General features: G+C 69.9%; 21 protein-coding genes, 3 pseudogenes and 1 riboswitch. Of the genes and pseudogenes, 7 read left to right on the top strand and 17 right to left on the bottom strand.

Features of this window, described 5'->3' with window-relative positions; all coding sequences use genetic code 11:
* Positions 1 to 584 precede the first annotated feature (584 nt).
* Complete coding sequence (locus ACIBLA_RS26895; protein ID WP_399200114.1) at positions 585 to 1,478, top strand: phosphorothioated DNA-binding restriction endonuclease; 894 nt, start codon at positions 585 to 587, stop codon at positions 1,476 to 1,478.
* Between the two features lie 28 nt (positions 1,479 to 1,506).
* On the opposite strand, the gene ACIBLA_RS26890 is transcribed toward ACIBLA_RS26895, so the two are convergent.
* From ACIBLA_RS26890 to ACIBLA_RS26870, 5 genes and pseudogenes are all read right to left on the bottom strand, one after another.
* A complete protein-coding gene (locus ACIBLA_RS26890) occupies positions 1,507 to 1,797 on the bottom strand; it encodes an ATP-binding cassette domain-containing protein (RefSeq protein WP_399200146.1) in 291 nt (96 codons plus the stop codon).
* A 269-nt stretch (positions 1,798 to 2,066) separates the two neighbouring features.
* Positions 2,067 to 2,135, bottom strand: a pseudogene (locus tag ACIBLA_RS26885) (hypothetical protein); the annotation flags it as partial.
* 415 nt (positions 2,136 to 2,550) lie between these two features.
* Positions 2,551 to 3,039, bottom strand: a pseudogene (locus ACIBLA_RS26880) (ABC transporter permease); the annotation flags it as partial.
* A 204-nt stretch (positions 3,040 to 3,243) separates the two neighbouring features.
* On the bottom strand, positions 3,244 to 3,558 hold the full coding sequence (locus ACIBLA_RS26875; RefSeq protein ID WP_399200113.1) for a hypothetical protein: 315 nt from the start codon (positions 3,556 to 3,558) through the stop codon (positions 3,244 to 3,246).
* Positions 3,559 to 3,695: 137 nt separating this feature from the next.
* A complete protein-coding gene (locus tag ACIBLA_RS26870) occupies positions 3,696 to 4,439 on the bottom strand; it encodes an aminoglycoside phosphotransferase family protein (RefSeq protein WP_399200112.1) in 744 nt (247 codons plus the stop codon).
* A gap of 205 nt (positions 4,440 to 4,644) precedes the next feature.
* Between ACIBLA_RS26870 and ACIBLA_RS26865 the strand changes: the two are divergent.
* A pseudogene (locus tag ACIBLA_RS26865) lies at positions 4,645 to 4,903 on the top strand (response regulator); the annotation flags it as partial.
* Positions 4,904 to 4,993: 90 nt separating this feature from the next.
* Here the strand turns inward: ACIBLA_RS26865 and ACIBLA_RS26860 are convergent.
* On the bottom strand, positions 4,994 to 6,934 hold the full coding sequence (locus tag ACIBLA_RS26860; protein WP_399200111.1) for a CocE/NonD family hydrolase: 1,941 nt from the start codon (positions 6,932 to 6,934) through the stop codon (positions 4,994 to 4,996).
* Between the two features lie 237 nt (positions 6,935 to 7,171).
* Between ACIBLA_RS26860 and ACIBLA_RS26855 the strand changes: the two genes are divergently transcribed.
* On the top strand, positions 7,172 to 8,746 hold the full coding sequence (locus tag ACIBLA_RS26855; RefSeq protein WP_363243428.1) for an AbgT family transporter: 1,575 nt from the start codon (positions 7,172 to 7,174) through the stop codon (positions 8,744 to 8,746).
* Positions 8,747 to 8,767: 21 nt separating this feature from the next.
* Positions 8,768 to 9,865, top strand: coding sequence for a DUF5937 family protein (locus ACIBLA_RS26850; RefSeq protein ID WP_363243427.1), 1,098 nt, complete (start codon positions 8,768 to 8,770; stop codon positions 9,863 to 9,865).
* Between the two features lie 171 nt (positions 9,866 to 10,036).
* Here the strand turns inward: ACIBLA_RS26850 and ACIBLA_RS26845 are convergent, their stop codons facing one another.
* The 7 genes from ACIBLA_RS26845 to ACIBLA_RS26815 form a co-directional block, all read right to left on the bottom strand.
* Positions 10,037 to 10,702, bottom strand: a complete 666-nt coding sequence (locus tag ACIBLA_RS26845) for a potassium-transporting ATPase subunit C (protein ID WP_363243426.1) — start codon at positions 10,700 to 10,702, stop codon at positions 10,037 to 10,039.
* A 5-nt stretch (positions 10,703 to 10,707) separates the two neighbouring features.
* On the bottom strand, positions 10,708 to 12,933 hold the full coding sequence (kdpB, locus tag ACIBLA_RS26840) for a potassium-transporting ATPase subunit KdpB (protein ID WP_399200110.1): 2,226 nt from the start codon (positions 12,931 to 12,933) through the stop codon (positions 10,708 to 10,710).
* On the bottom strand, positions 12,930 to 14,594 hold the full coding sequence (kdpA, locus tag ACIBLA_RS26835) for a potassium-transporting ATPase subunit KdpA (protein WP_363243424.1): 1,665 nt from the start codon (positions 14,592 to 14,594) through the stop codon (positions 12,930 to 12,932). Before kdpA ends, kdpB begins: the two co-directional genes overlap by 4 nt.
* Before the next feature lie 6 nt (positions 14,595 to 14,600).
* Positions 14,601 to 14,690, bottom strand: coding sequence for a K(+)-transporting ATPase subunit F (gene kdpF, locus ACIBLA_RS26830; protein WP_363243423.1), 90 nt, complete (start codon positions 14,688 to 14,690; stop codon positions 14,601 to 14,603).
* A complete protein-coding gene (locus ACIBLA_RS26825) occupies positions 14,687 to 14,860 on the bottom strand; it encodes a hypothetical protein (protein WP_399200109.1) in 174 nt (57 codons plus the stop codon). Before ACIBLA_RS26825 ends, kdpF begins: the two co-directional genes overlap by 4 nt.
* Positions 14,861 to 14,971: 111 nt before the next feature.
* Positions 14,972 to 15,769, bottom strand: a complete 798-nt coding sequence (locus tag ACIBLA_RS26820; RefSeq protein ID WP_399200108.1) for a CbtA family protein — start codon at positions 15,767 to 15,769, stop codon at positions 14,972 to 14,974.
* Positions 15,770 to 15,776: 7 nt separating this feature from the next.
* Entirely contained in the window at positions 15,777 to 15,971 is a 195-nt protein-coding gene (locus tag ACIBLA_RS26815) for a CbtB-domain containing protein (RefSeq protein ID WP_363243471.1), read from the bottom strand.
* A gap of 110 nt (positions 15,972 to 16,081) precedes the next feature.
* A riboswitch (cobalamin riboswitch) is annotated at positions 16,082 to 16,174 on the bottom strand.
* A 114-nt stretch (positions 16,175 to 16,288) separates the two neighbouring features.
* Here ACIBLA_RS26815 and ACIBLA_RS26810 point away from each other — a divergent pair.
* Complete coding sequence (locus tag ACIBLA_RS26810) at positions 16,289 to 16,882, top strand: histidine phosphatase family protein (RefSeq protein WP_399200107.1); 594 nt, start codon at positions 16,289 to 16,291, stop codon at positions 16,880 to 16,882.
* Positions 16,883 to 16,899: 17 nt separating this feature from the next.
* Here the strand turns inward: ACIBLA_RS26810 and ACIBLA_RS26805 are convergent, their stop codons facing one another.
* The 3 genes from ACIBLA_RS26805 to ACIBLA_RS26795 form a co-directional block, all read right to left on the bottom strand.
* A complete protein-coding gene (locus tag ACIBLA_RS26805) occupies positions 16,900 to 17,919 on the bottom strand; it encodes a hemolysin family protein (RefSeq protein ID WP_363243418.1) in 1,020 nt (339 codons plus the stop codon).
* Positions 17,916 to 19,328: a hemolysin family protein gene (locus tag ACIBLA_RS26800; RefSeq protein ID WP_399200106.1), complete on the bottom strand. Its 1,413-nt coding sequence runs from the start codon at positions 19,326 to 19,328 to the stop codon at positions 17,916 to 17,918. The genes ACIBLA_RS26805 and ACIBLA_RS26800 overlap by 4 nt, the downstream gene beginning before the upstream one ends.
* 286 nt (positions 19,329 to 19,614) lie before the next feature.
* Positions 19,615 to 20,706 carry a PucR family transcriptional regulator gene (locus tag ACIBLA_RS26795; RefSeq protein WP_399200145.1) on the bottom strand — a complete coding sequence of 364 codons (1,092 nt, stop codon included), beginning with the start codon at positions 20,704 to 20,706 and terminating at the stop codon, positions 19,615 to 19,617.
* Positions 20,707 to 20,975: 269 nt separating this feature from the next.
* On the opposite strand from ACIBLA_RS26795, the gene ACIBLA_RS26790 reads away from it, so the two are divergent.
* Positions 20,976 to 21,620, top strand: a complete 645-nt coding sequence (locus ACIBLA_RS26790; RefSeq protein ID WP_399200105.1) for a hypothetical protein — start codon at positions 20,976 to 20,978, stop codon at positions 21,618 to 21,620.
* A gap of 72 nt (positions 21,621 to 21,692) precedes the next feature.
* Here ACIBLA_RS26790 and ACIBLA_RS26785 read toward each other — a convergent pair whose 3' ends face one another.
* Positions 21,693 to 22,271, bottom strand: coding sequence for a TIGR03086 family metal-binding protein (locus ACIBLA_RS26785; protein ID WP_363243415.1), 579 nt, complete (start codon positions 22,269 to 22,271; stop codon positions 21,693 to 21,695).
* A gap of 63 nt (positions 22,272 to 22,334) precedes the next feature.
* Between ACIBLA_RS26785 and ACIBLA_RS26780 the strand changes: the two genes are divergently transcribed.
* Entirely contained in the window at positions 22,335 to 23,153 is an 819-nt protein-coding gene (locus ACIBLA_RS26780) for a helix-turn-helix domain-containing protein (RefSeq protein WP_363243414.1), read from the top strand.
* Positions 23,154 to 23,160: the final 7 nt, after the last annotated feature.

Genomic DNA, 23,160 nt, shown 5'->3' with positions numbered 1-23,160 from the left:
CGCGGGCCGATCGTGGCCTGCGGGTTCGGTGTTGCCTCGAAGTGGCTCGGGAACGGGTACTTGCGTTCCAGGAAGGTGTGGAGCGCCGCCTGGGCCGCGGTCGGGCAGACAGGGGTGTGTCCACGTCGGCGAGGCAGAAGAAGTCGATGTCCTCGCCCACCGCCAGGCTGGACAGACGACGGTGCATGTCCGGGGTGCCCAGTTGGACGTAGCGGAAGTGGTAGTCCGCGGGGACGGCTCAGGCGGTCGCGATGGCCCAGCGGTGGTGGAGTGTGGAGGCCGGGGCTATGTCGGCGGTCGCTCGGAAGCGGGAGTGAGTCGTCTTCGCCAGTTCTTCGATGCCGAGGGCCCCAGCGCCCCAGGGCACATCCAGGGCACATGAGCCCGAGAAATGGCGTTGACCCATGAGAACTACGGAGAAGAGTTTTCCCAGGTCAACGCACATTTCCCTGCGAAACCCCAGGTCAGCGCCCTCCCGTCACCAATCGCTGCACGAGTGGCAGGACTTCAGCCATCGGTTGCACGAGGCGGGGCATCAGCCGTACTGCCTGGTGTGGCCGTGAGCGTCACTACGATCAACCACCATGGACTGGCTTGAGCGCACCGCGAAGCTGAGGCAGTGGACCAGGGTCGGGACCCGTGCTCCGCACAAGCCGCTGCTGTTCCTGTACGCCCTGGGCCGGTATCAGGACGACGCGGACAGCGGCCGGCGTTACAGCGCGGTGGAGCAGGATCTGCAGCGGCTTCTGGGCGAGTACGGGCCGCCGAACAAGACAACGCCCGCCTACCCCTTCCACCACCTGGTCAGTGACGGTGTATGGGAAGTGCGCACCGACCTCGGGGCCGGCAGTCCCGGAAGCGGGGTGCGGGATCTTCGGGAGACGGGTGCCACCGGGCGGCTCGCGCGGGAGTTGAGAGTCGCGTTGCAGCGCGAGCCGCAACTGCTCGGCAGGATCGCGCGATTGCTGCTCGACCTGCACTTCCCGCCTTCGCTTCACGGCGAGTTGTGCGAGGCCGTCGGCCTGGAACTGGAGCCGGTAGCGACTGAGCGGCTGGTGACGGCGGGCAGGCGACGGGACCGGCGGATGCGGGAGTTGGTGCTGACCGCCTACGAGTACCGGTGCGCCTTCTGCGGGTACGACGGCCGGATCGGCACGGTGCCGGTAGGTCTGGAGGCCGCCCATGTGCGGTGGTGGGCATTTGGCGGCCCCGACGACATCGAGAACGGGCTGTGTCTGTGCTCGCTGCACCACAAGCTCTTCGACAAGGGTGTCTTCGGTGTGGGAGACGATCACCGCATCCTCGTCTCACAGCGCTTCGTCGGCCACAGCCCTGCCGCTCGCGAGCACGTCATAGCCCTCGCGGGCCGCCCGCTCGTCGGCCCGCAGCCCGGCACCCGCCCGATATCCGCCGCTCACCGCGACTGGCACGCACGCCAGGTCTTCCACGGCGAGCCGCGCCCGGTCGCCGCTGTCTGACCGACGCGGCCTCGCGCTCGATACCGGCTCAGGGCTTTCGCGTGGTGGTTGCCATGGTGGTGACCCTGCCCCTGCGGAGGGTCAGGGTGCGGTCCGAGCCAGCGGCGAGGGTCTGGCTGTGGGTCACCACGATGACGCACTTGTTCTGTTCGTGGGCCAGTCGGCGGAAGATGTCGATGATGCCGTCGGCCGTGTCCTCGTCGAGGTTTCCCGTCGGCTCGTCGGCGAAGAGGATGTCGACGTCGCAGGCGAGTGCGCGGGTGATGGCCACGCGTTGCTGCTGGCCGCCTGAGAGTTTGAGTACGTTGCGGTGTGCCATGTCCGTGTCGAGGCCGACCTGGGCCAGAAGGTCCAGGGCGCGGGTCTTGCGGCGGCCGGTGGGGGGTGCCGGTGATTTCCATGGCGGTGGTGACGTTGCGCAGGGCCGACATGTACGTGAGCAGGTTGTACTGCTGGAAGACGGTGGCCGCGTGCCTGTTGCGGTAGTGGCCCAGGCCGAGTCGGGTGAGGTCCTGGCCGCCGAAGCGGATCGTTCCCCTGGGTAGGGCTGTCCAGGCCGCTCGCCAGGCTGAGGAGGGTGGTCTTGCCGCTGCCCGAGGGGCCCAGGACCGTGCAGAAGGTGCCCCGTTCGAAGGACAGGTCGATCTGGCGGAGCACGGTCGTTCGGTGGCGCTGGCCCTGGTAGGTGTGGCTGATCGAGGACAGTTGGAGTACGGGGGTCTCGCTCACGGCGCTTACTTGCCCTTCGTGAGGATGGTGCGCGGGTTGAGGCGCAGGGCGGACCCGGCGGGGATCGCCGTGGCCAGCAGGCCGATGCCCAGCCCGATGCCGGCGACGGTCGCGAGGTCCGCCGGGTCAAGCCGTACGGTGATCTTGTCGATCGGGTCGGCGCCCTCGACCGGCTCGTCGTTCGGGTCGATGCCCTCCTGAAGTCCCGTGGAGCCGGGGTCGGTGGCTGCCAGGCGTTGATCTTCCGCTGGGCGGCGGCCTCATCGCGGAGCAGTGTGTCGCCCGCCAGATGGGTCAGGCTCTGGGCGAAGAGCGAACTCAGGCCGATGGCGAGGGCGGCGACCGCGACGGTCTCAACGGCCTGCTGGGCGACGAGTTTCCACTTCTTCTCGCCCGGCGCCGGCAGCATCCCCAGCTCGTCGCGCCGCTCCTTGATCGTCGGCAGCACGATCAGACCGAGGATCACCGTGCCGAACAGCGCGATCAGCCAGAGCAGGGAGCCCGCGGACGCGCCGACCCGCCGTAGCGGCAGGACCTGGTCACGGAACGCCTTGTCGTTGACGTCGAACCGGAAGCCGTCGCCGCCGAGCACCCGGGCAGCCTCGGCGTGCAGATGTTCCGCCTGCTCCGGGGAGCCGATCTTGAAGGCGGCGTCACTCGGCTTCGTACCGGAACCCAGCGCGGACACGGCCGCGACAGGCGCGTACACCTGGTTGGCGACCAGTTCGCTGGGGGCCACCCACTGGGGCGGGTCCGAGCGTAGGTCCTCGTAGACGCCGACGATCTCGAACGTCTCCGTGCGCCTGCCGTCGGACGAGCGGAGTCCGACCATGTCGCCGGTCTTCAACTCGTTCTTGTCCGCCAGGCGTTGCTCATGGAGTGCGACCCTGCGCCCGGTGTCCTCCTCGGTGAGCGCGCGGCCCGCGACGATCGGCTACGGCCGGCGGCGAAGTCGAGCAGGATCCCCGACTCACGGATGCCGTTCACCATCAGCCCGTCCCGGCCCGGCTCGTCCTTCGCGTCGCCGTCCTTCGTGTCACCCGGCTTCGGCACCTCGGAGGTGAGCGGCGTGAGGCCCGACGGCTTGACCGCCCCGCGCAGCAGCGGGTTGTACCGCTCCACCGGCGGGGCGGAGCCCAGCGTCGGCCGTGGCCAGGGTCAGCCCCTCACCGCGCACGGTGACATCGACCCCGATACGGCGCTGCGCCTCGGCCTCCTGGCGGCTCGTCGCACCCTGGAGCAGGAATCCGCCGAGCAGCAGCGTGCAGATCACCAGGAAGATCCCCAGCAGGAGGGCGGTCTTGGCTCTTCTGGCCACCAGGCTGAGGGCCGCGCGCTTGACGAAGTTCATGGCGAGACGAACAGCGAGGCGGGCCGCGCAACGGGATAAGCCCCGTTACCGCGGCACAAGGACACCGCGTGACAGGGCGTGAGCCCTGACGACTCCTGACAACATGAGGCTTCTGGATCTCCGGGAATGACGGGGTGTCACATCCGGGATCTCAGCACGTCGACCTCACAGCCCGGCGCGAACGGGTCGAAGCCGTGCTCGGCCAGCCAGCGAACGATCAGCAGGCTTCGTAGCGACCACCACGCGCGGATCACGTCGAGGTCGACGTCGGTGCCATAGCCGGCGACGACGTCGCCGAGGTGCTCCTCGTGTCCGAGCGTCAGGGTGGCGAGGTCGAACAGGACATCACCCGGGCCCGCCTCGGACCAGTCGATGATGCCGGTGATCTCGTCACCGTCGACGAACACGTGAGTGATCTGCAGGTCGCCATGCGTGAACATCGGAGTCCACGGCCGGAGCGCGGCCTCGGCGACCTGGCGGTTGCGGGTGACCAGGTCGGCGGGCAGGACGCCGTTCGTCACGAGCAACTCGCACTCGCCGTCGAGATCCGCCGCCAACTCGTCGGGGCCCCTTCCCCGGCTGGGCCAGGGCGGCAACGGCGCGTCGTGCAACTTCCGGATGACGGCACCCGCCGCGGCCCACGCAGCCGGGGACGCGGTCGACGGCTCGCCGAGGCGGCCGAGTGCCGTCCCCGGGACCGCGGCGATCGCGAGCACGTGCGGCTTGCGCCACAGGACCTCCGGGGTCGGGACCGGCGCCAGGGCCATCGCCTCGACCTCGACGTCGATGTGCGCCTGATCGGCGTCCACCTTCAGGAACACATCGCCGACGCTCAGGGTCGCTCGCTCGGAATGGGCGACGACAACTTTGACCTCATCCATGGGCGACCAGTATCCCGGGGATGGCCGTTGGCGTCGCCGGGTTTATCGCGTGCAATCGCGCGCCTGACCGCGTCCTGCTACCCGGCGACCTCGTGCCCGGCACCGACCCGCTGACCAGGTCAAGCCCACCACTTTCGGCAGGAGTCCCTATGCGCTGGGACGATGTTCATGCCGCTGCGAACCGGCCTGTGCTTTGCTGCGGTTCATGAGAGTTCTGGTTGCCGAGGAACCATCGCGTACTGGCACGGACCGTCGCGACCGGCCTGCGCAGGCAGTCGATGGCGGTCGACCTCGCCGCGTCCGGCGACGAGGCGGATCGGATGTGTCTGCTCACGGACTACGACGTCCTCATCCTCGACCGCGATCTGCCGGTGATGAGCGGGGACGAGGTGTGCCGCCGGCTCCGTGAGCTGGCGGACCCGCCGCGCATCCTGATGCTGACGGCGGCCGGCGGGACCGAGGACATCATCGAATATCCGAAGGAAGGAGTCCTCCGATACCTCAAGGGCTCCGCCGCTCTGGCAGAGCACGGCTGGTAACACCCCGCGGTCCCGCTACGCGACGGCACCCGCTCCCCCTTCCACCCACACGCGCAGGTGGGAGGGGTGTTCGGCATCCATGTGCACCGTGTTCGCGGAGATGGCGGTGCGCCGGGCGGTTGCCTCCGGGTCGGCCGTGTTGGTGTTGGTGTCGAAGCGGGGGAAGTTGCTGGAGGAGATGTCGAGGCGGATGCGGTGGCCGGCGGCGAAGCGGTTGGCCGTGTCGGGGGCCGTGACCTCGATCTCGTACACCTCGCCCGGCGTGAGCAACTCCGGTTTCTCGTAGGAGCGGTGGAACCGGCAGCGGACGATGCCGTCGGTGAGGTTCATCGCGAAGCCGTGCGGATAGTCGGCGTTGGGCGGGTGGACATCGATCAGTTTGATGGTGAAGTCGGTGTCCGGGGCCGTGGTGGAGATGTGAAGCCGTGCCGACACCGGGCCGGCCAGGACCACATCTCGCTGAAGTGGCGGTGTGGTCAGGCTGATCACGTCGGGGCGTGAGTCCAGCGGCAGGTACGGCTCACGTGCCCCGTACACCCGGGCGTCCGGGGCGTTCTGGTCGAAGGCCCCGCCCGTCATCACCGGTTCGCCCGAGGTGACTTGGCCTCCCATGGTGGGGACCGGGCGGCGTGGGTCGAAGTCGTAGGTCACCGACGCGGCGGCCGTTGTCGGCTGGGCGAGGGTGAGTGTGCCGTCAGCGGTGAGGTACAGGGCGACGGGGGCCGTCGACGCCGGGGGCCACCGGGTGTCGGTGCGCCATGCGCCGCCGTGCCGCATCCGGCCCGCCGCGTCGCGCCGGCCGTCGCCGCCGCCCATCAGGAAGTACTGGACGGCGGGGAGTTCTCCGGCGTCCGGATTTCCCTCGTCCGTCCGGCCCAGTGCCCGGTCGAACCAGCGGCGGCGGAATTCCAGGTACGACGGGGCCAGGTTGCCGTCCAGGGTCGCCCGCGGGCCGAAGTCCACGTCTCCGGCGTACGTCTCGCAGCGGTGCCCGTGCGTCCACGGGCCCATCACCAGGTAGGAGGGCGCCGACTTCAGCTCCCGCAGGGTGGTGAAGTTCTCGATGGTGGAGCGGACGTAGGGGTCGTACCAGCTGCCCATGTGCAGGCTCGGCGCGTCCGGGAAACGCTCGTAGAAGCCTCGCCCGTAGATCGCCGGGTTGCGGTAGTAGTCCCCGAAGGTGTCCTGCCGCCACTGCTCCAGCAGGAAGTCCTCGTACGCCGGCAGGTGCCGAAGCGGTGTGCGGCCCGGTCGCCACGGCATCGCACCGAACCAGCCCGGCACGTCGACCCGCCGCAGCTCCTCGGCCAGCACCGGATCCGCCGCCGCCTCCGGGCTCATCGCCGCATGCCGCAGTGCCCAGGTCACCTGCTTCAGCTCGAAGGCGCCGCCCATCCGCATCCCCGCGTCGTACGCGGAGGAGAAGCCGCCCGAGTCCTGGAACATGGCGGCGAGCCCGGTCGCCCCCTCGGCGGCTGCGGCGGCCTGGACATGGGCGGAGTAGGACACCCCGGTCATCACGACCCTGCCGTCACACCATGGCTGGTCCCTGAGCCAGGCGATCGTGTCCGCCCCGTCGGGGCCCTCGCCCAGGTACTTCACGAACGTTCCCTCGGAGTCGCCGCGCCCCCGGCAGTCCTGCCGTACGACGTGGTACCGGGCCTCGGTGAAGTACCGGGCGATGTCCTCCGGCCGCGGGACAGGCTCATCGCTGCGGTCCTGGTCCGAACCGCGCCGCGTACGCCGGCCGTACGGGGTGCGCTCAAGCAGCACGGGAAGCGGGGGAAGGTCGGGAAGCGGGGGAAGCTCGGTCGCCCCCGGATCGGGTGAGGCGGAGTACAGGTCGGCGGCGAGACGGATGCCGTCCCGCATGGGGACGCGCAGGGTGCGGCGCCACAGGGCACCGCCCTGGAGGGGTTCGGGTCGGCCTGTATGGGCGGTGTCGTCGCAGGTCACGCCTGTGACGCTAGGCAGTGACACAGATCATGGCGATCACTTGACGTCATCAGGTCAACTGTTCCGCCGGACGGTGACGGGACCGGAAACGGGACCTACTGTGCAGCGCAACCCGGGGGATGCCCGGCGGACCCTCGCGACGGCGCGACGGATCGCGCGTGGCTCCGGGTCTCGTTTCACCCTGCTCGCGGCGCGGCCGCGCCATGCCCTCGTTCACCGTTCCCTCAGGAGCCCGCCATGAGCACACCCGACAGCCGCACCCAGGAGGTGCGGGCCACCGAACCCGGCGACGGAGGCCGTGGCTCCCGGCTCCTCGACCTGGTCGAGCGCGCGGGAAACGCGCTGCCGCATCCGTTCTGGCTGTTCTGGATCCTGTGCGGGGTGGTCGCCTGCGTCAGCTGGGCGCTGAACGCCTCCGGCGTGCGGGTCGAGGACCCCTCCTCGGGTGACCTGGTCGGCGTCCGCAGCGCCCTGTCCGCGGATGCCGTACGGGACTTGATCAGCGGGGCCGAGGAGTCCTTCGTCACCTTCGGACCGCTCGGAACGGTGCTGATGGTGATGCTCGGCGTGGCGGTCGCCGAGCGGTCGGGCCTCTTCGAAGCGCTCGCGCGCCGCATGCTGTCGGGACTGTCCCCTCGCACGGTCGTCCTCGGCGTGGCCCTGGGCGGTGTGCTGGGGAAGTTCCTGTCCGACTCCGCGTACGTGGTCCTCATCCCACTCGGGGCGGTGGCCTTCCGCGCGGTGGGGCGCTCCCCCATGCTCGGCATGATCGTCGCGTTCGTCTCCATCAACGCCGCGGGCGACGCCAACCCGCTGATCGCCCCCGGTGACGCGCTGTTCGCCTCCGTGGCCACCGAGGCCGCGCAACTCGTCGACAAGGACGCGGCGGTCCGCGCGACGGACAACATGTACTTCACCACCGTCTCGGCGTTCGTGCTGGCCGGCACCATCGCCCTGGTCGTGGACAAGATCCTCGCCAAGCGCGAGCACCACCTGACCCCCGACGCGGACCTGGAGGCCGCCGCAGCACAGCGGGTCGTCGCCGCGGAGGTCGACGACGCCACCGAGACGCGCGCACTGAGGCTGACCGGCCTGGCCGTGCTCGGCTACGCCGCGCTGATCGTCCTCGCGATGCTGCCCGCCTCGTCACCGCTGCGCGGCGAGGGGGGCGCGCTCGTGGAGTCCACCTTCATGGACTCCATCGCCGTCTTCCTCACCGTCTTCTTCCTGCTCATCGGTGCTGTGTACGGGCGGCTCACCGGGCGAATCAGCGGGAGCCGCGCGATACCGGAGTTCATGGCGGAGGGAGTGCGCTCCATCGCACCGCTGCTGGTGCTCTTCTTCGCCGTGTCCCAGTTCCTCGCCATGTTCAAGTGGACCAACATCGCCACGGTCGTGGCGGTCGAAGGCGCGGACTTCCTCAAGCAGTTGGGCGCGCCCACTCTGGTGCTGTTCTCCCTGCTGATCGTCGCGGTCGCGCTGCTGAACCTCCTCATCACCTCCGGCTCCGCCCTGTGGAGCCTGGTCGCCCCGGCACTGGTGCCCATGCTGATGCTGCTCGGCACGAACCCGGCCACCACCATGGCCCTCTACCGCATCGCCGACTCCTGTACGAACTCCATCACTCCGATGAGCACCTCGTTCATGCTCTGTGTCGGCTACCTGCAGACCCTGCGCCGCAAGGCCGGCATCGGCACCCTGGTCTCCTTCACCCTGCCCCTCGCCATGATCATGCTGGTGGTCTGGGTGCTGCTGTTCTTCGCCTGGTACCTGCTGGGCATCCCGCTCGGTCCGGGCGCGCCCGTGCGGTGAACCCCGCCGTACGCTGACAGCGTGAGTATCGTCCTCGACCTCGGTGGGCTCGGCCCCGCGAACCTCGCGGCCGGGCCCTCCGCGCTGTCGGAACTGATGGCGAGCCTTCATGTGCTCGCCGAACCCGAGCACCACCCGGAGGCCGCCGAGTGGGTGGCACGCGCCGCCGCGGCGGGGCCGGACCTGCGCGACGAGTTGTCCGTGTTCGCCCCGCTGTGGGCGCGCTTCCGCTGCCGTCTGTTCTTTCCCCGTACGGTGCCGCTGCCGGTCGCGGCGGGCCTGGACGAGGAGCTGGCGGCGATCGCGGCACTGCCGGCCGGGGACTTCCTTGAGCTGGTGGCGCCGGGGGTCCTCGGCACCAGCGCGCAGCCCGTGCCGCCGGCCCGCGAGCTGCGTGCCGGCACCGCCGCGGCGGAGGACTACGCCCGCCGCTGCCTGCGCCGCTCCTACGCCCGGGGTGAGCTGGCGCGACAGCTGGTGGCGGAACCACTGGAACTGCGGGACCGGCTGCTGGCGGTGCTGCGGGCCGCCGACACCGCGTTCTTCGCCGAGGACTGGCGCACCCTGCGACCGGCCCTGGAGGAGCACGCGCGGGAGGTACGTCGTCGGCTGGCGGTCCGGTCACCCGCGGAGGTGCTCACCGAGCTGCTGCCGACGGCGGCCCGGGTGGGGCCGGGTGAACGGGTACGGCTGGACAAGTTGCAGATCGACGAGGTGAAGGTGGCCCCGCGCCCGCTCGTCCTCGTCCCGTCGGCCCGGGTGTGGCCGCATCTGACCGTCAAGAACGAGCACCCGTCGTGCGTGGTGGTGCAGTACGCGGCGCACGGCACCGCACCGGGCGGACAGATGACCCTGCGGGATCTGCACCACCGGCTGATGGCGCTGACCTCGCCCGCCCGGATGGAGCTGTGCCGCCATCTGCTGGGCGAGCCCATCACCACCTCGGAGCTCGCCGCCCGGCTCGGTTCCAGCGAACCACAGGTCTCCCGCGCCCTGCGGACCCTGCGCGAGGCGGGCCTGGTCCGCTCCACCCGGGACGGCAAGCTGGTGCGGCACCGGCTCGCCACGGATGTCATTCAGCGACTGGGCCACGATGTCCTGGCAACGGTGGCACGGTGAACAGCGCCGGCGGCCAATTCCGCGAACGCCATGGAGCGCCCCCGGTAATTCATCGCCGACCCGGAGATCGCGACACTGATCCGCGACGAGACGGAGCGACGCCGGCCGACCGGCGGTCCGGGAATGGACGAGGTCGTACGCCACGGCCTCATACCGTCGGGAAGCAGCACGTCAATTTCCCTCAAGGGCCTTCAACGCGACGTTCAGTTCCAGCACGTTCACCCGCGGCTCCCCGATGAAGCCCAGGATGCGGCCGTCCTTGTGGTCGTTCACCAGCCTCTGGACCTGTGACACCTCCAGGCCGTTCAGCTTCGCCACGCGCCGTACCTGGATGTCCGCGTACTGCGGGGAGATCGCCGGGTCCAGGCCCGAGCCCGATGAGGTGACCGCGTCCGGTGGGACGTCCGACGGGTGGACGCGGTAGCCGTCCACCGAGTTGTCCTTGATCACGGCCGCCTTCGCGTCCTTGACCCACTGGATCAGCTCCGGGTTGTCGCCGGCCCGGTTCGTGGCGCCCGAGAGGAGCAGCTTGTACTGGGTGTTGACGCTGTTGGTGCCGAGGCCGTTGGAGGGGCGGGGCTGGAACCACTTGAGGTCCGGCGCCGGGGTCTCCTCGCCCTTCTTCAGGGGCAGGTCGTAGCGCTGGCCGATGAGTTCGGAGCCGACGACCTTGCCGTTCGAGGTGATCTCGGAGCCGTTGGCCTTGTTGTTGAAGAAGGCCTGTCCGACGCCCATGACCGCGAGCGGGTAGAGCACGCCGCAGACGAGGGTCATGACCAGGAGGGCGCGCAGCCCGGCGCCGAGGAGCCGTGCGGTGTTCTTGACGGAGGTGTTCATGGACATCAACCGATTCCGGGGATGAGGGAGATGAGAAGGTCGATGATCTTGATGCCGGCGAACGGGGCGATCAGGCCGCCCACGCCGTAGATCCCGATGTTGCGCCGCAGCATCCGGTCCGCGCTCATCGGGCGGTACCGCACACCGCGCAGCGCCAGCGGCACCAGCGCGACGATGATCAGCGCGTTGAAAATGACCGCCGAGAGGATCGCGGACTCGGGCGAGGACAGGCTCATGATGTTGAGCTTGTCCAGGCCCGGATGGACGACGGCGAACATCGCCGGGATGATCGCGAAGTACTTCGCGACGTCGTTGGCGATCGAGAACGTCGTCAACGCACCACGCGTGATGAGCAGTTGCTTGCCGATCTCGACGATCTCGATGAGCTTGGTCGGGTTGGAGTCCAGGTCCACCATGTTCCCGGCCTCCTTCGCGGCCGAGGTGCCGGTGTTCATGGCCACGCCGACGTCCGCCTGGGCGAGCGCGGGCGCGTCGTTCGTACCGTCGCCCGTCATCGCGACGAGCTTCCCGCCCGCCTGCTCGCGCCTGATGAGCGCCATCTTGTCCTCGGGCGTGGCCTCGGCGAGGAAGTCGTCGACGCCCGCCTCCTCCGCGATGGCCCGTGCCGTCAGCGGGTTGTCGCCCGTGATCATGACGGTCTTGATGCCCATACGGCGCAGCTCCTCGAACCGCTCGCGCATCCCCTCCTTGACGACGTCCTTGAGGTGGATGACGCCCAGGATGCGCGCTCCGCCCTCGTCCTCGACCGCGACGAGCAGCGGCGTACCGCCGCCCTCGGAGATGCGGTCGGTGAGGGTGTACGCGTCGGGTGCGACGTGTCCGCCCCGCTGCTCGACCCATGCGACGACCGAACTGGCCGCGCCCTTGCGGATCCTGCGTACGGCCCCGGCCTCCTGGCCCGGTTCCGGCTCCGTGAGGTCCACGCCCGACATCCGCGTCTGCGCCGTGAACGGCACCCAGTCCGCCTGGCCCAACTCCCCCTGCCTGCGCTCCCGCAGGCCGTACGTCTCCTTCGCCAGCACCACGATCGAGCGGCCCTCGGGCGTCTCGTCGGCCAGTGAGGAGAGCTGCGCGGCGTCGGCGAGGTCGACGGCGGTGACTCCCTTCACCGGGAGGAAGGACGCCGCCTGCCGGTTGCCGAGCGTGATCGTGCCGGTCTTGTCGAGCAGCAGCGTCGAGACGTCGCCCGCCGCCTCGACGGCGCGTCCCGACATCGCGAGGACGTTGCGCTGAACCAGCCGGTCCATGCCGGCGATACCGATGGCCGAGAGCAGCGCGCCGATGGTGGTGGGGATCAGACAGACGAGGAGCGCGGTCAGCACGATCATCGACTGCTGGGCGCCCGCGTAGATCGCGAACGGCTGGAGGGTGACGACGGCCAGCAGGAAGACGATGGTGAGGGACGCGAGAAGGATGTTCAGCGCGATCTCGTTGGGCGTCTTCTGCCGGGCCGCGCCTTCGACCAGCGCGATCATCCGGTCGATGAACGTCTCACCCGGCTTGGTCGTGATCTTGATGACGATACGGTCGGAGAGGACCTTCGTCCCACCGGTCACCGCGCTGCGGTCACCGCCCGACTCGCGGATGACGGGGGCCGATTCGCCGGTGATCGCCGACTCGTCGACGGAGGCGACGCCCTCCACGACATCGCCGTCACCGGGGATGATGTCGCCCGCCTCGCAGACGACCAGGTCGCCGACGCGCAGGTCGGTGCCGGGCACCCGCTCCTCCTTTCCGGGCACCCGCTCCTCCTTTGCCGGGGCACTCTTTTCTTTTACGGGCTCCGCGCCCTGCCCGGTCAGGCGTCGTGCGACCGAGTCGGTCTTCGCCTTGCGGAGCGTGTCGGCCTGCGCCTTGCCCCGGCCCTCGGCGACCGCCTCCGCCAGGTTGGCGAAGATCGTGGTCAGCCACAGCCAGGCGGCGATCGCCCAGCCGAACCACTCGCCCGGCTTCGTGATCGCCAGCACGGTGGTGAACACCGAGCCGATCTCGACCACGAACATCACGGGCGACTTGACCATCACGCGCGGATCGAGCTTGCGCAGGGCGTCGGGAAGGGACTTGAGCAGTTGCCGGGGGTCGAACAGACCGCCGCCGACGCGCCCGTCGCCGCCGGGCCGGTGCGAGGTCGGCACGTCCGAGTGCGGCGCCCGCGACGGACCGAGACCCGAGCCGGGATCGGGGTTGGGCGTTGAGGTGGCAGTGCTCATGACGCGAGTCCTTCGGCGAGCGGTCCCAGCGCGAGCGCCGGGAAGTAGGTCAGACCGGCGACGATCATGATCGTGCCGACCAGCAGCCCGCTGAACAGGGGCTTGTCGGTGCGGAGAGTGCCCGCGGTCGTCGGCACTGGTCTCTGCTCGGCGAGCGAGCCGGCCAGCGCCAGGACGAACACGATGGGCAGGAAGCGGCCGAGCAGCATGGCGATACCGATCGAGGTGTTGAACCACTGGGTGTCGGCGTTGAGCCCGGCGAACGCCGAACCGTTGTTGTTGGCGCCCGACGTATAGGCGTACAGAATCTCGGAGAATCCGTGCGCGCCGCTGTTCGTCAGGGAATTGACCGGTGTGTCCATCGCCAGCGCCACTCCGGTGAAACAGAGCACCAACGCCGGGGTGATGAGGATGTAACAGGCGGCGAATTTAACCTGCTTGGTGCCGATCTTCTTTCCGAGGTATTCGGGTGTACGGCCGACCATCAGGCCCGCGAGGAACACCGCGATGACGGCCATGATGAGGATTCCGTACAGTCCGGATCCCACACCGCCGGGTGCGATCTCGCCCAACTGCATGCCCAGCATGGCGATTCCGCCGCCGAAACCGGTGTACGAGGAGAGGAACGAATTCACCGCACCGGTGGAGGTGAGCGTCGTCGCCACCGAGAAGATGGACGAGGCGCCGATTCCGTACCGTGTCTCCTTGCCCTCCATCGCACCCCCGGCGATGTCGAACGCCGGGCCGCCGTGGTGGAATTCGGTCCACATCATCAGCGCGGTGAAGACGAGCCAGATCGTCACCATCGTGGCGAGGATCGCGTAACCCTGCTTGACGCTGCCGACCATCCGGCCGAAAGTCCGGGTCAGGGAGAGGGGAATGAGCAGGATGAGGAAGATCTCAAGGAGGTTGGAGAGCCCGTTGGGGTTCTCGAAGGGGTGGGCGGAGTTGGCGTTGAAGTAGCCGCCACCGTTGGTGCCCAGCTCCTTGATGGCCTCCTGGGAGGCCACCGCGCCGCCGTTCCACTGCTGGCTGCCGCCCAGGAACTGACCCACCGGATGAATCCCCGCGAAATTCTGGATCGCCCCGCAGGCGACCAGCAGAACCGCTCCGACCAGCGCGATCGGCAGCAGGATACGGATGGTGCCGCGCACCAGGTCGGCCCAGAAGTTGCCGAGTTCACCGGTGCGGGAGCGGGCGAAGCCCCGTACGAGTGCTATGGCGACGGCCATGCCCACGGCGGCCGACAGGAAGTTCTGCACCGCGAGGCCGCCGGTCTGTACGACATGGCCCATGGCCTGTTCGCCGTAGTACGACTGCCAGTTGGTGTTGGAGACGAACGAGGCGGCGGTGTTGAACGCCTGGTCCGGATCGATGGACGAGAAGCCGAGCGAGCCGGGCAGGCCGCCCTGGACCCGTTGCAGCAGATAGAGAAAGAGGACACTCACCAACGAGAAGCCGAGAACTCCGCGCAGATAGGCGGGCCAGCGCATCTCGATGCTGGGATTGGCGCCGACGGCGCGGTAGATCCATGTCTCCACCCGCAAATGCTTCGGGGAGGAATAGACACCGGCCATGTAGTCGCCGAGCGGTCGGTATGCCAGGGCCAGCGCCACCATGAGCGCGAGCAGCTGGAGCACACCGGCGAGGACGGGGCTCATCAGGGCTCAGAACCTCTCCGGAAACAGCAGGGCGAGGACGAGATAGCCCAGCAGGACGACGGCGACGACGAGACCTGCGATGTTCTCGGCGGTCATAGCTTCGCCACCCCCTTGGCGACGAAAGCCACCAGCGCGAACAGCGCGATCGTGGTGACGACGAAGGCCAGATCGGCCATCGTGAGCTCCTGTAATGAGGTCGGAAATTCTTGGACCTCTAGAGGAAAACCTCTTTCTTCCGGGACACGAGCGACGTTGACGGGTCCCATACGGCGCGGGGGACGCGTTTGACGGAACTCATACACGGATGGCCCATACATCACTTGTGCCCGGCAGGAATCCTGCCGGGCACAAGGTGTGTGGGGGTGGGGCCGTGAGCGTCAGCCGGCGCGTGCCACCGGCGTACTCGTCACAGGCTCCGGAGCGTCCTGGGCCCGTGCGGGACGCAGTACGCGCTCCGCGAGCGCGCCGAAGATCAGCCCGAAGGCCGTCCACAGCAGCGCCTGGACCCCCAGCGAGGCCAGCCTGAACTCCCAGAGCAGCGCGGCCGGGAAGGTCTCCTTCACCGCGTCGGTGTTGGCGGGCAGCAGCAGACAGGCCACCGCCATGACCACCACATAGCCGCCGCCGGCGGCGACGGTCGCGTTCCAGTTGCCCAGCGTCGGCGCGAGCCGCCGCCCGGCGATGACGGCTATGACCGCGACCAGCACGCTGAGCACGATCATCAGGAAGAACAGCGTCGTGCGCTTCCCGATGGTGTCGGGATTGCCCACGGCGGGTGGCGTCGCGGGGTATTTGAGGAACGGCACCAGATAGACGGTGGTGAAGGCGGCGCCCGCGACCAGCGCGGCCGTCGCCCTCGGCCGGATCCGTCCGACCCGGCCGAGACAGACGGCGAAGGCCAGCGAGGCGATGCCGCCCAGGGCCACCCCGTACACGAGCACGCCGGTGGCGAGGCCGAAGGTCGACTGGACCGGCCGCGTGACCAGTTCCTCCTCCTCTTCGGCTTGACCGTGCTCGTGCGCCGACGCGGCCTGCGACTCCTCCAGGGCGATGGAGGAGTCGATGGACGGCTCCCCCACCACGTAGGCGAGCGCGAAGGCGAGCAGTCCGGCGACGACGCCCGCGAGCATGCCGCGGACCAGAAGAGTTCTCACAGTGGATGTGGATGTCTGCATGGCGGGATCAGTGGCAGGGGAAGCCGAGCAGATGACGGCCGTCGTGCACCCACTCGTGCACCCCCGCCCCGGAGAACACCGACGTCGCGCCCTGTTCGGCGCCGACGAAGTAGAGCAGCACCAGCATCAGCGTGCCCACGAAGACCGCCCAGGGCAGAACGGCCCGCAGGGGCAAGGGAGTCAGGTGGGTCAGGGGGGTTATCGCTGATCCGGCGGGCGATGAAACGGCCGGGGGCACAATGGACTCAGCCACGGCACAACCTCCTTGGGAACTCGCGTCCCGTTCAGTGGAGCTCGCACGACGACCATCGGGTCTGACTCACCGGGCCGCCTCCGCCGCGCGTACACGGCGATGGCTGCTCGGCATACAGTGGCGCGACCGTGCCGGAATCTCACCGGACTTCCGTCTCGCCGTCGTGATATCGACGCGAACGTACCGCGATCGGACAGGTAGGCCAAGAGGGCGACTCGGCCGATGCCTCGGGTGCGTCCCGTGAACGCAGGACCCTGGAGGGCCCTATGACCACACGCGTGACGCTCATCTCACCGGCGCTGAGCACCGCGCTGCGCGAGGCGCGCTTCGACGACGGGCCGCTGGACGCGACCGGGCTGCGCCAGGCGGAGGCGGTACGGGGGGTGTTCGGCGCCGTACCGGGACAACGCGGCGCCGCCGACCCGGTGTTCGCGTCCCCCTCCGTGCGCTGCCGGCAGACCGCCGAGGCACTCGGCCTGACCGCGGAGCCCCTGCCGGAGCTGCGCATGTGCGCGATGGGCCGCTGGCGCGGGTTGCGGCTGGACGAGGTCAGCGCCGCGGAGCCGCGGGCGGTCGCCGCGTGGCTGGCCGACCCGGCGGCGGCGCCGCACGGCGGGGAGTCGCTGAACGCGCTGCACAGCCGGGTCGGCCACTGGCTGGACGGGCTTGCCTCAGACTCGGGGCGCGTCCTCGCGGTTGCCGAGCCCGACGTCGTACGCGCGCTGACGGTGCACGCGATAGGCGCGCCGACGCGGACGTTCTGGCGTATCGACGTACAGCCGCTGACGGTCACGGAGTTGAGCGGGCGGAACGGCCGCTGGAATCTGCGCAGCGGCCGTCCCCTGGGAGTCACGCCCTGAGCGTGTCGCCCGTGTCGTCACACCGCCGTGGCCGGGCCCACCAGTTCGCCGAGGACGTCCTCCATCGTGACGAAGCCCAGCACCGTGCCCGCCTCGCCCGTCACCGCCGCGAGGTGGCTGTCGGCCGCCCGCAGCGCGGTGAGCGTGTCGTCCAGCGGGGTGTCGATCCGGACCCGCGTCACCGCGTGGAGTGTGGAGCGCGGGAACGGCTTGGTCCGGTCGGCGACGCCGAGGGTGTCCTTGATGTGCAGATAGCCCAGGACGGCACCGGCGGGCCCGGTGACCGGGATCCGCGAGAAGCCGGCCGACGACGCGATCCGCTCCAGCTGTTCGGGCGTCACCCGGTGGTCGACGGTGACCATCCGGCGCAGCGGTACGAGGAGTTCACCGACCGGGCGGGTGCCCAGCTCCAGTGCGTCCCGCAGCCGTTCGCCGTCGGCCGGGGCGAGCAGCCCGGCCTCGCTGGAGACGGCGACCATACGGGCGAGTTCGTCGTCGTTGAAGACGGCGGCGACCTCGTCCTTGGGCTCCACCTTGATCAGCCGGAGCAGGACGTTGGCGAACGCGTTGATACCGAAGATCAGCGGACGCAGCGTGCGGGTCAGGGCGACCAGCGGCGGGCCGAGCACGAGCGCCGTCTTGGTGGGAGCGGCGAGCGCGATGTTCTTCGGGACCATCTCACCGAACAGCATGTGCAGATACGTGGCCACGGTCAGCGCGATCACGAACGCGATCGGGTGCACCAGGGCCTCGGGGACACGTGCCACCTCGAAGGCGGGCTCCAGCAGATGCGCGATGGCCGGTTCGGCCACGGCGCCGAGGACCAGCGACGAGACGGTGATGCCGAGCTGGGCCGTCGCCATCATGGCCGACAGGTTCTCAAGCCCGTACAGCACGGTGGGTGCCCGCTTGTCGCCCTTGCGGGCGTGCGGCTCGATCTGGCTGCGGCGGACGGCGATGAGGGCGAATTCGGCGCCGACGAAGAAGGCGTTGGTCAGCAGTGTCAGGGCGCCGATGGCGAGTTGCAGAGTGGTCATCGGGCTTCTCCGGCGTACTGGCGCGAGGGGTCGTCGGTTTCGGTGTCGGTCTCCGAGCCGGGCTCCATGCCGGTGCCGTTGCCGGGTACGGCTGTGACCGCGACCACCCGCGCCGGCTCCGTGATGTGCACGCGCTCAGCGACGTGGTGCTCGATGTCCAGGACATCCAGCCGCCAGCCGTCCAACTCGACCGTGTCGCCCTCGACGGGGATCCGCGCCAGCCGGGCCGCGACGAGGCCCGCGACGGTCTCGTACGGCCCCTCCGGGGCGACCAGCCCGATCCGCGCCAGCTCGTCGATCCGTACGCTGCCGTCCGCCTCCCAGGTCGCGCGCCCGTCCGCGTGCGGCGGCGCGGGCAGCAGGTCGGGGGTCTCGGCGGGGTCGTGCTCGTCGCGTACCTCGCCGACGACCTCCTCGACGATGTCCTCCATGGTGGCCACTCCGGCCGTGCCGCCGTACTCGTCGATGACCACGGCCATCGTGCGCGCGGCGCGCAGCCGGTCGAGCAGCCGGTCGGCGGTCAGGGTGTCGGGCACCAGCAGCGGCTCGCTGGCCAGCTCGGTGACGGACACGCGGGCGCGCCGCTCCGGTTCCAGGGCGAGGACGTCACGGATGTGGACCGTGCCGATCACCTCGTCCAGGCTGTCGCGGTAGACGGGGAAGCGGGAGAGGCCGGTGGCGTACGTCAGATTGGCGGCGTCGGCGGCCGTCGCTCCGGCTTCCAGCGCCTGGACGTCGACGCGGGGGGTCATCACGTTCTCGGCGGTCAGTTCGCCGAGCCGCAGCGTCCTTACGAACAGCTCGGCCGAGTCCTGCTCCAGCGCGCCCTCGGCGGCGGAGTGCCTGGCGAGCGAGATCAGCTCGTCGGGCGTACGGGCGGAGGCCAGCTCGTCGGTGGGCTCCAGGCCCATGCGCCGGACGAAACGATTCGCCGTGCTGTTGAGGTGCCGGATGAGCGGGCCGAAGGCGGCGGTGAAACCGCGCTGCGGGCCCGCCACGACCTTGGCGACGGCCAGAGGCCGCGAGATCGCCCAGTTCTTGGGGACCAGCTCGCCGATGACCATCAGCACGACCGTGGAGATCATGACACCGAGAACGGTGGCCACGACGGACGCGGCCGAACCGAGCCCGACGGCCTCCAGCGGTCCGCGCAGCAGCACGGCCATGGACGGCTCGGCGAGCATGCCGATGACCAGCGACGTGACGGTGATGCCCAGCTGTGCGCCGGACAGCTGGAGCGTGAGCCCGCGAACGGCCTTCAGGGCGCCTTCGGCGCCGCGCTCACCGGCGGCTGCGGCGCGCTCCAGGCGGTCGCGATCGACGGTGGTGAGGGAGAACTCGGCGGCCACGAAGACGGCGCAGGCGAGTGTCAGCCCGAGGGCGATCAGGAGGAAGAGGATCTCGGTCACCGTGCCACCTCCGCTCCGCCGGTCGGACAACGCGGAGGGGAAACGGCACGGCTGGTACTAGGAGGCTCCATCGTGGAACTGCTGCTTCCTTCTTGGTAGGTCGGGGTGTCCCCGCCGTGGTCGGACACGGGACGAAACATCATGGTAAAGGAATGGCAAACGGAATGGGAGTGCCTGAAGGGGTGACCAGGGGCGACTGAGAGTGACCAACACCGGCGGCAGGTGGAACATTCCCTCCCGCCGCACTCACAATCCGCGACGCAGCCCCTTCTTCACAGGTCCGTCCTCACAGGTCGTTCGCCGGCCAGTCCAGCAGCCGCGCGCCGATCACGGCCGTCTGGAGCGTGTAGCGGTGGAACGGCTCCGCCGGGTCCGACCCGGTGAGCTTGTGTATGCGCTCCAGCCGGTACGTCAGCGCGCGCACGCTCAGATTCAGCCGCCGCGCCGCCTCCGCCGCCACACACCCCGCGTCGAAGTACGCCGTCAACGTGTCCAGCAGCGGCCCGGCGCCGCCGCGCGCCTCCTTAAGTGGGCCGAGCGCGCTGCGCACGAGATCGGTCATCGCCTCCCGGTCCCGGCTGAGCACCGGATAGACCAGCAGATCAGCCGCGCGCAGCACCGGCTCGTCCAGCCGCATACGGTCGGCGAGGTCGTGCGCGTTCAGGGCCTCCTCGTACGACTGCACGACGCCGCCCGCCCCCTGATGCGCGCGCCCGATGGCGACCCGTCCGCCGCCGGTCGCCGCGTGCGCCTGCTTCGCGAAGTACGTGAGGACGTCGCCCTCGTCGGCGGGCGCGACGCAGATCAGCCGCCCGTCCTTGGTGGTCAGCAGGATGCGGCGGTGACCGAAGCGCGAGGTGAGGGCGAGTTCGACGCTGCGGGTGACGGGGTCGGTCTCCGCGTACGCGGTCTCCCCGACGGCCACGGCCACCGCGTGCGCGTGGGAGAGCTGGAGCCCGAACCGCCCGGCCCGCTCGGCGAGCCTGCCGAGGTCGCTGCGGCCGAGCAGCAGGTCGTCGATGAACTCACGCCGGGACGCCTCCTCGCGGCGTACGGCCAGCCGCTGGGCCCGCTCGTAACCCTCCGCGAACGCGTCGACCGCCTGCTCGACGGCGGCCAGGACGCTGTCGGCGGACGCCGAGTCGGCGGAGGAGACGGGCCAGGCGGCGCGGGTGGCGGTCAGATACCTGCTGACGAGCGCCCGCAGGCCGTGCCCGGCCTCGGCGGCCTGCTCGCCCAGCGCGCGGCGTGAGTTGAGCTCGTCGCGGGTGAGGCGGCGCCCGGTCATGGAGACGTCCGCGAGGATCCGGTCGTAGCCGGTCAAGTACTCCCGGAACACGTCGTCGTCCGTGATCCGGCCCGTCGTCTGGTCCGCCATCTCGCCCCCGGCTTCCTGATCCATACTGACGCGTTCTTAACGCGGATGCCGTCCACCCTGTCAGACCTCGATCGTGCGACGACACTCGGCATTGAGGAAGCGTAAAGATTGCCGGGATCCGGCAATGCGTGGAGAGCCCGCCGACTGACAGGATCGGAGCACGGAAAACGGGGGACGGATTCCGGTGCCGGAGTGCGCGCACTCGCACTCCGGCACCTGAACTGGTCCGGTCGGTCGGGCGGCGGAGAGCCGGGCGAGGGGGAGCGGGAATGCGTGAATTCATCGACGCGGCACTCGGATTCCCCACTTTCCTGTTCACCGCCGCACTGATCGTGATCATCGGCTTCTGGCTGCTGGTGCTGGCCGGTGTCACCGAGACCGACAGCTTCGACTCGGACGTCGACCTCGACACCGCCGGGATCGGCGGAGTGCCGGTCACCGTTGCCTTCTCGCTGCTGACCGCGGTCGCGTGGTTCAGCAGCCTCACCGCTTCCGTCACTCTGCACCGCCTCGGTGCCTTCGACGCCTCCGGTCTCGTACGGGCCGTGTCCGCTCTCGGCGTCCTGGCCGGTGCGACGCTGCTCGCCTGGTGGGCCACCCGGCTGCTCGTACGGCCGCTGCACACGCTCTTCCCCGATGAACCCGCGCCGTCCCGGCTCGACTTCGTCGGCCTGACCTGCACCGTCCGGACGGGACGGGTGGATGCCTGGTCCGGCCAGGCCGAGGTCGCCGCGCGGGACGGCTCCACCGCGCTCGTACAGGTCAGGCAGCACCGCGCGGACACCGCGAAGACCGGTGCGCCGGCGCTGGGCAACGGCAGCACCGGGATGCTGTACGCCTACGACGACGCCGGCGAGTTCTTCTGGGTCGCGCCGTACGACACGGCGCTCGACCCGCGCGCCTCGGCCGCCTGACCGCAGCGGCAGCCGCAGCCCGACTCCCTGTCGCGGCGGTGGAGCCGGCGATCACCGAATGGCAGTGGAGCCCTACACGCTGACGGACGGCCGCCACTTCGGGTCACGGCCCGTCGCGGCCAGCAGCGACTCGAAGGGCGTCGCGTCCTCCCCTACGGGGAAGGGCTCGCCGAAGACGCCCATCTTCCGGGCTGTCGGCGCCAGGGCCGCGAACTCGTCGCCCAGCATCCGTACGAGGGCGGCGTCCGGCTCGTACGGCTGCCCGGTCGCGCGGGACAGGTCCCAGGCGTGCACGGTCAGATCGCCCAGTGCCATGGTGCCGACGGTCCGCGCGGGCATGTTCATGGCTCCGGTGAGGCCGTCCTCGGCGCCCGGCGCGGCCCACGCGCTGATCAGTTCGGCGATCTCGACGGCGAACCGGTCGTTCCGGTCGTCCGCCAGCCGCTCGGGCGCCGTGCCGAAGTCGGACTCACCCTTGGCGGCGAGCACCTGGAAGTTGGTGATCACCTGGAAGAGGTGGTCGAGCAGACCGTGCACGTCGTACTCGGCACACGGGGTCGGCAGGGTGAGCTGGTCGTCCCGCACTCCGCGCAGTACCGGAAGGGCGTCGGCGGCGGCCTTTTCGAGGAGCGTGCTGATCGTGTCGTTCATGGGTCCGACGCTACGGACCGCGCTCCCCCGGTGTATTGAACAAACGCGACATAGGATCCGGCCATGACAGGTCCACGGCGCGACACACGAGGCATCGTCGACGCGTCCGCGCTCTTCGCACGGGTCGACTTCCGCCGCCTCCTGCCGGCGCCGGAGCTGCGCCGGTACGTGGAGCTGTACTGGCTGATCGACTGGGACCTGTCGGAGCCGTACGCCTCCCACGTCGTACCCCACCCCTCCGTGAACGTGGTCTTCCAGCGCTTCGGCACGGACCCGCCCTGGGGGGAGGTCGCGGGGATCGGCCTGGAGCTGTTCACGCAGAAGCTGGAGGCGCGCGGGCGGGTGTGCGGGGTGAAGTTCCGCCCCGGCGGCTTCCGGCCGTTCGCGCCCGCGTGGCCGGTGTCCGAGTGGTCGGGGCGGCGGGTGCCGATCGCCGAGGTGCTGCCCGCGACGGACGCGGACGTGGCCGCGATCCTGGACCCTCCCAAGGAGGACGCGCGGGTCGCCGCGCTCGACACGTATCTGCTGGGTCTGGGCGCGGAGCCGGACCCGCAGGCCGACGAGGCGATGCGGGTGGTGCGCCTGGTCGGCGAGGACCGTACGATCCGGCGCGCGGCGCAGCTGGCGACGGCGGCGGGGCTCTCGGTGCGCTCGTTGCAGCGGCTGTTCGCCATGTACGTGGGGGTCGGGCCGAAGTGGGTCATCCTCCGCCACCGCATCCACGACGCGCTGGAGCGGGCCGAGGCGGACGAGGAGCTGGACTGGGCGGCGCTGGCGGCCGAGCTGGGCTACAGCGACCAGGCGCATCTGGTGCGGGACTTCACGGCGACGGTGGGTGTGCCGCCGACGGCGTACGCCCGCGCGGTCGAGCAGGCCGAGTAGGTCGAGC

Origin of the sequence: Streptomyces sp. NPDC050433, assembly GCF_044458565.1 — a bacterium.
Classification (GTDB): domain Bacteria; phylum Actinomycetota; class Actinomycetes; order Streptomycetales; family Streptomycetaceae; genus Streptomyces.
This window is presented reverse-complemented; position numbering and strand designations above follow the sequence as displayed.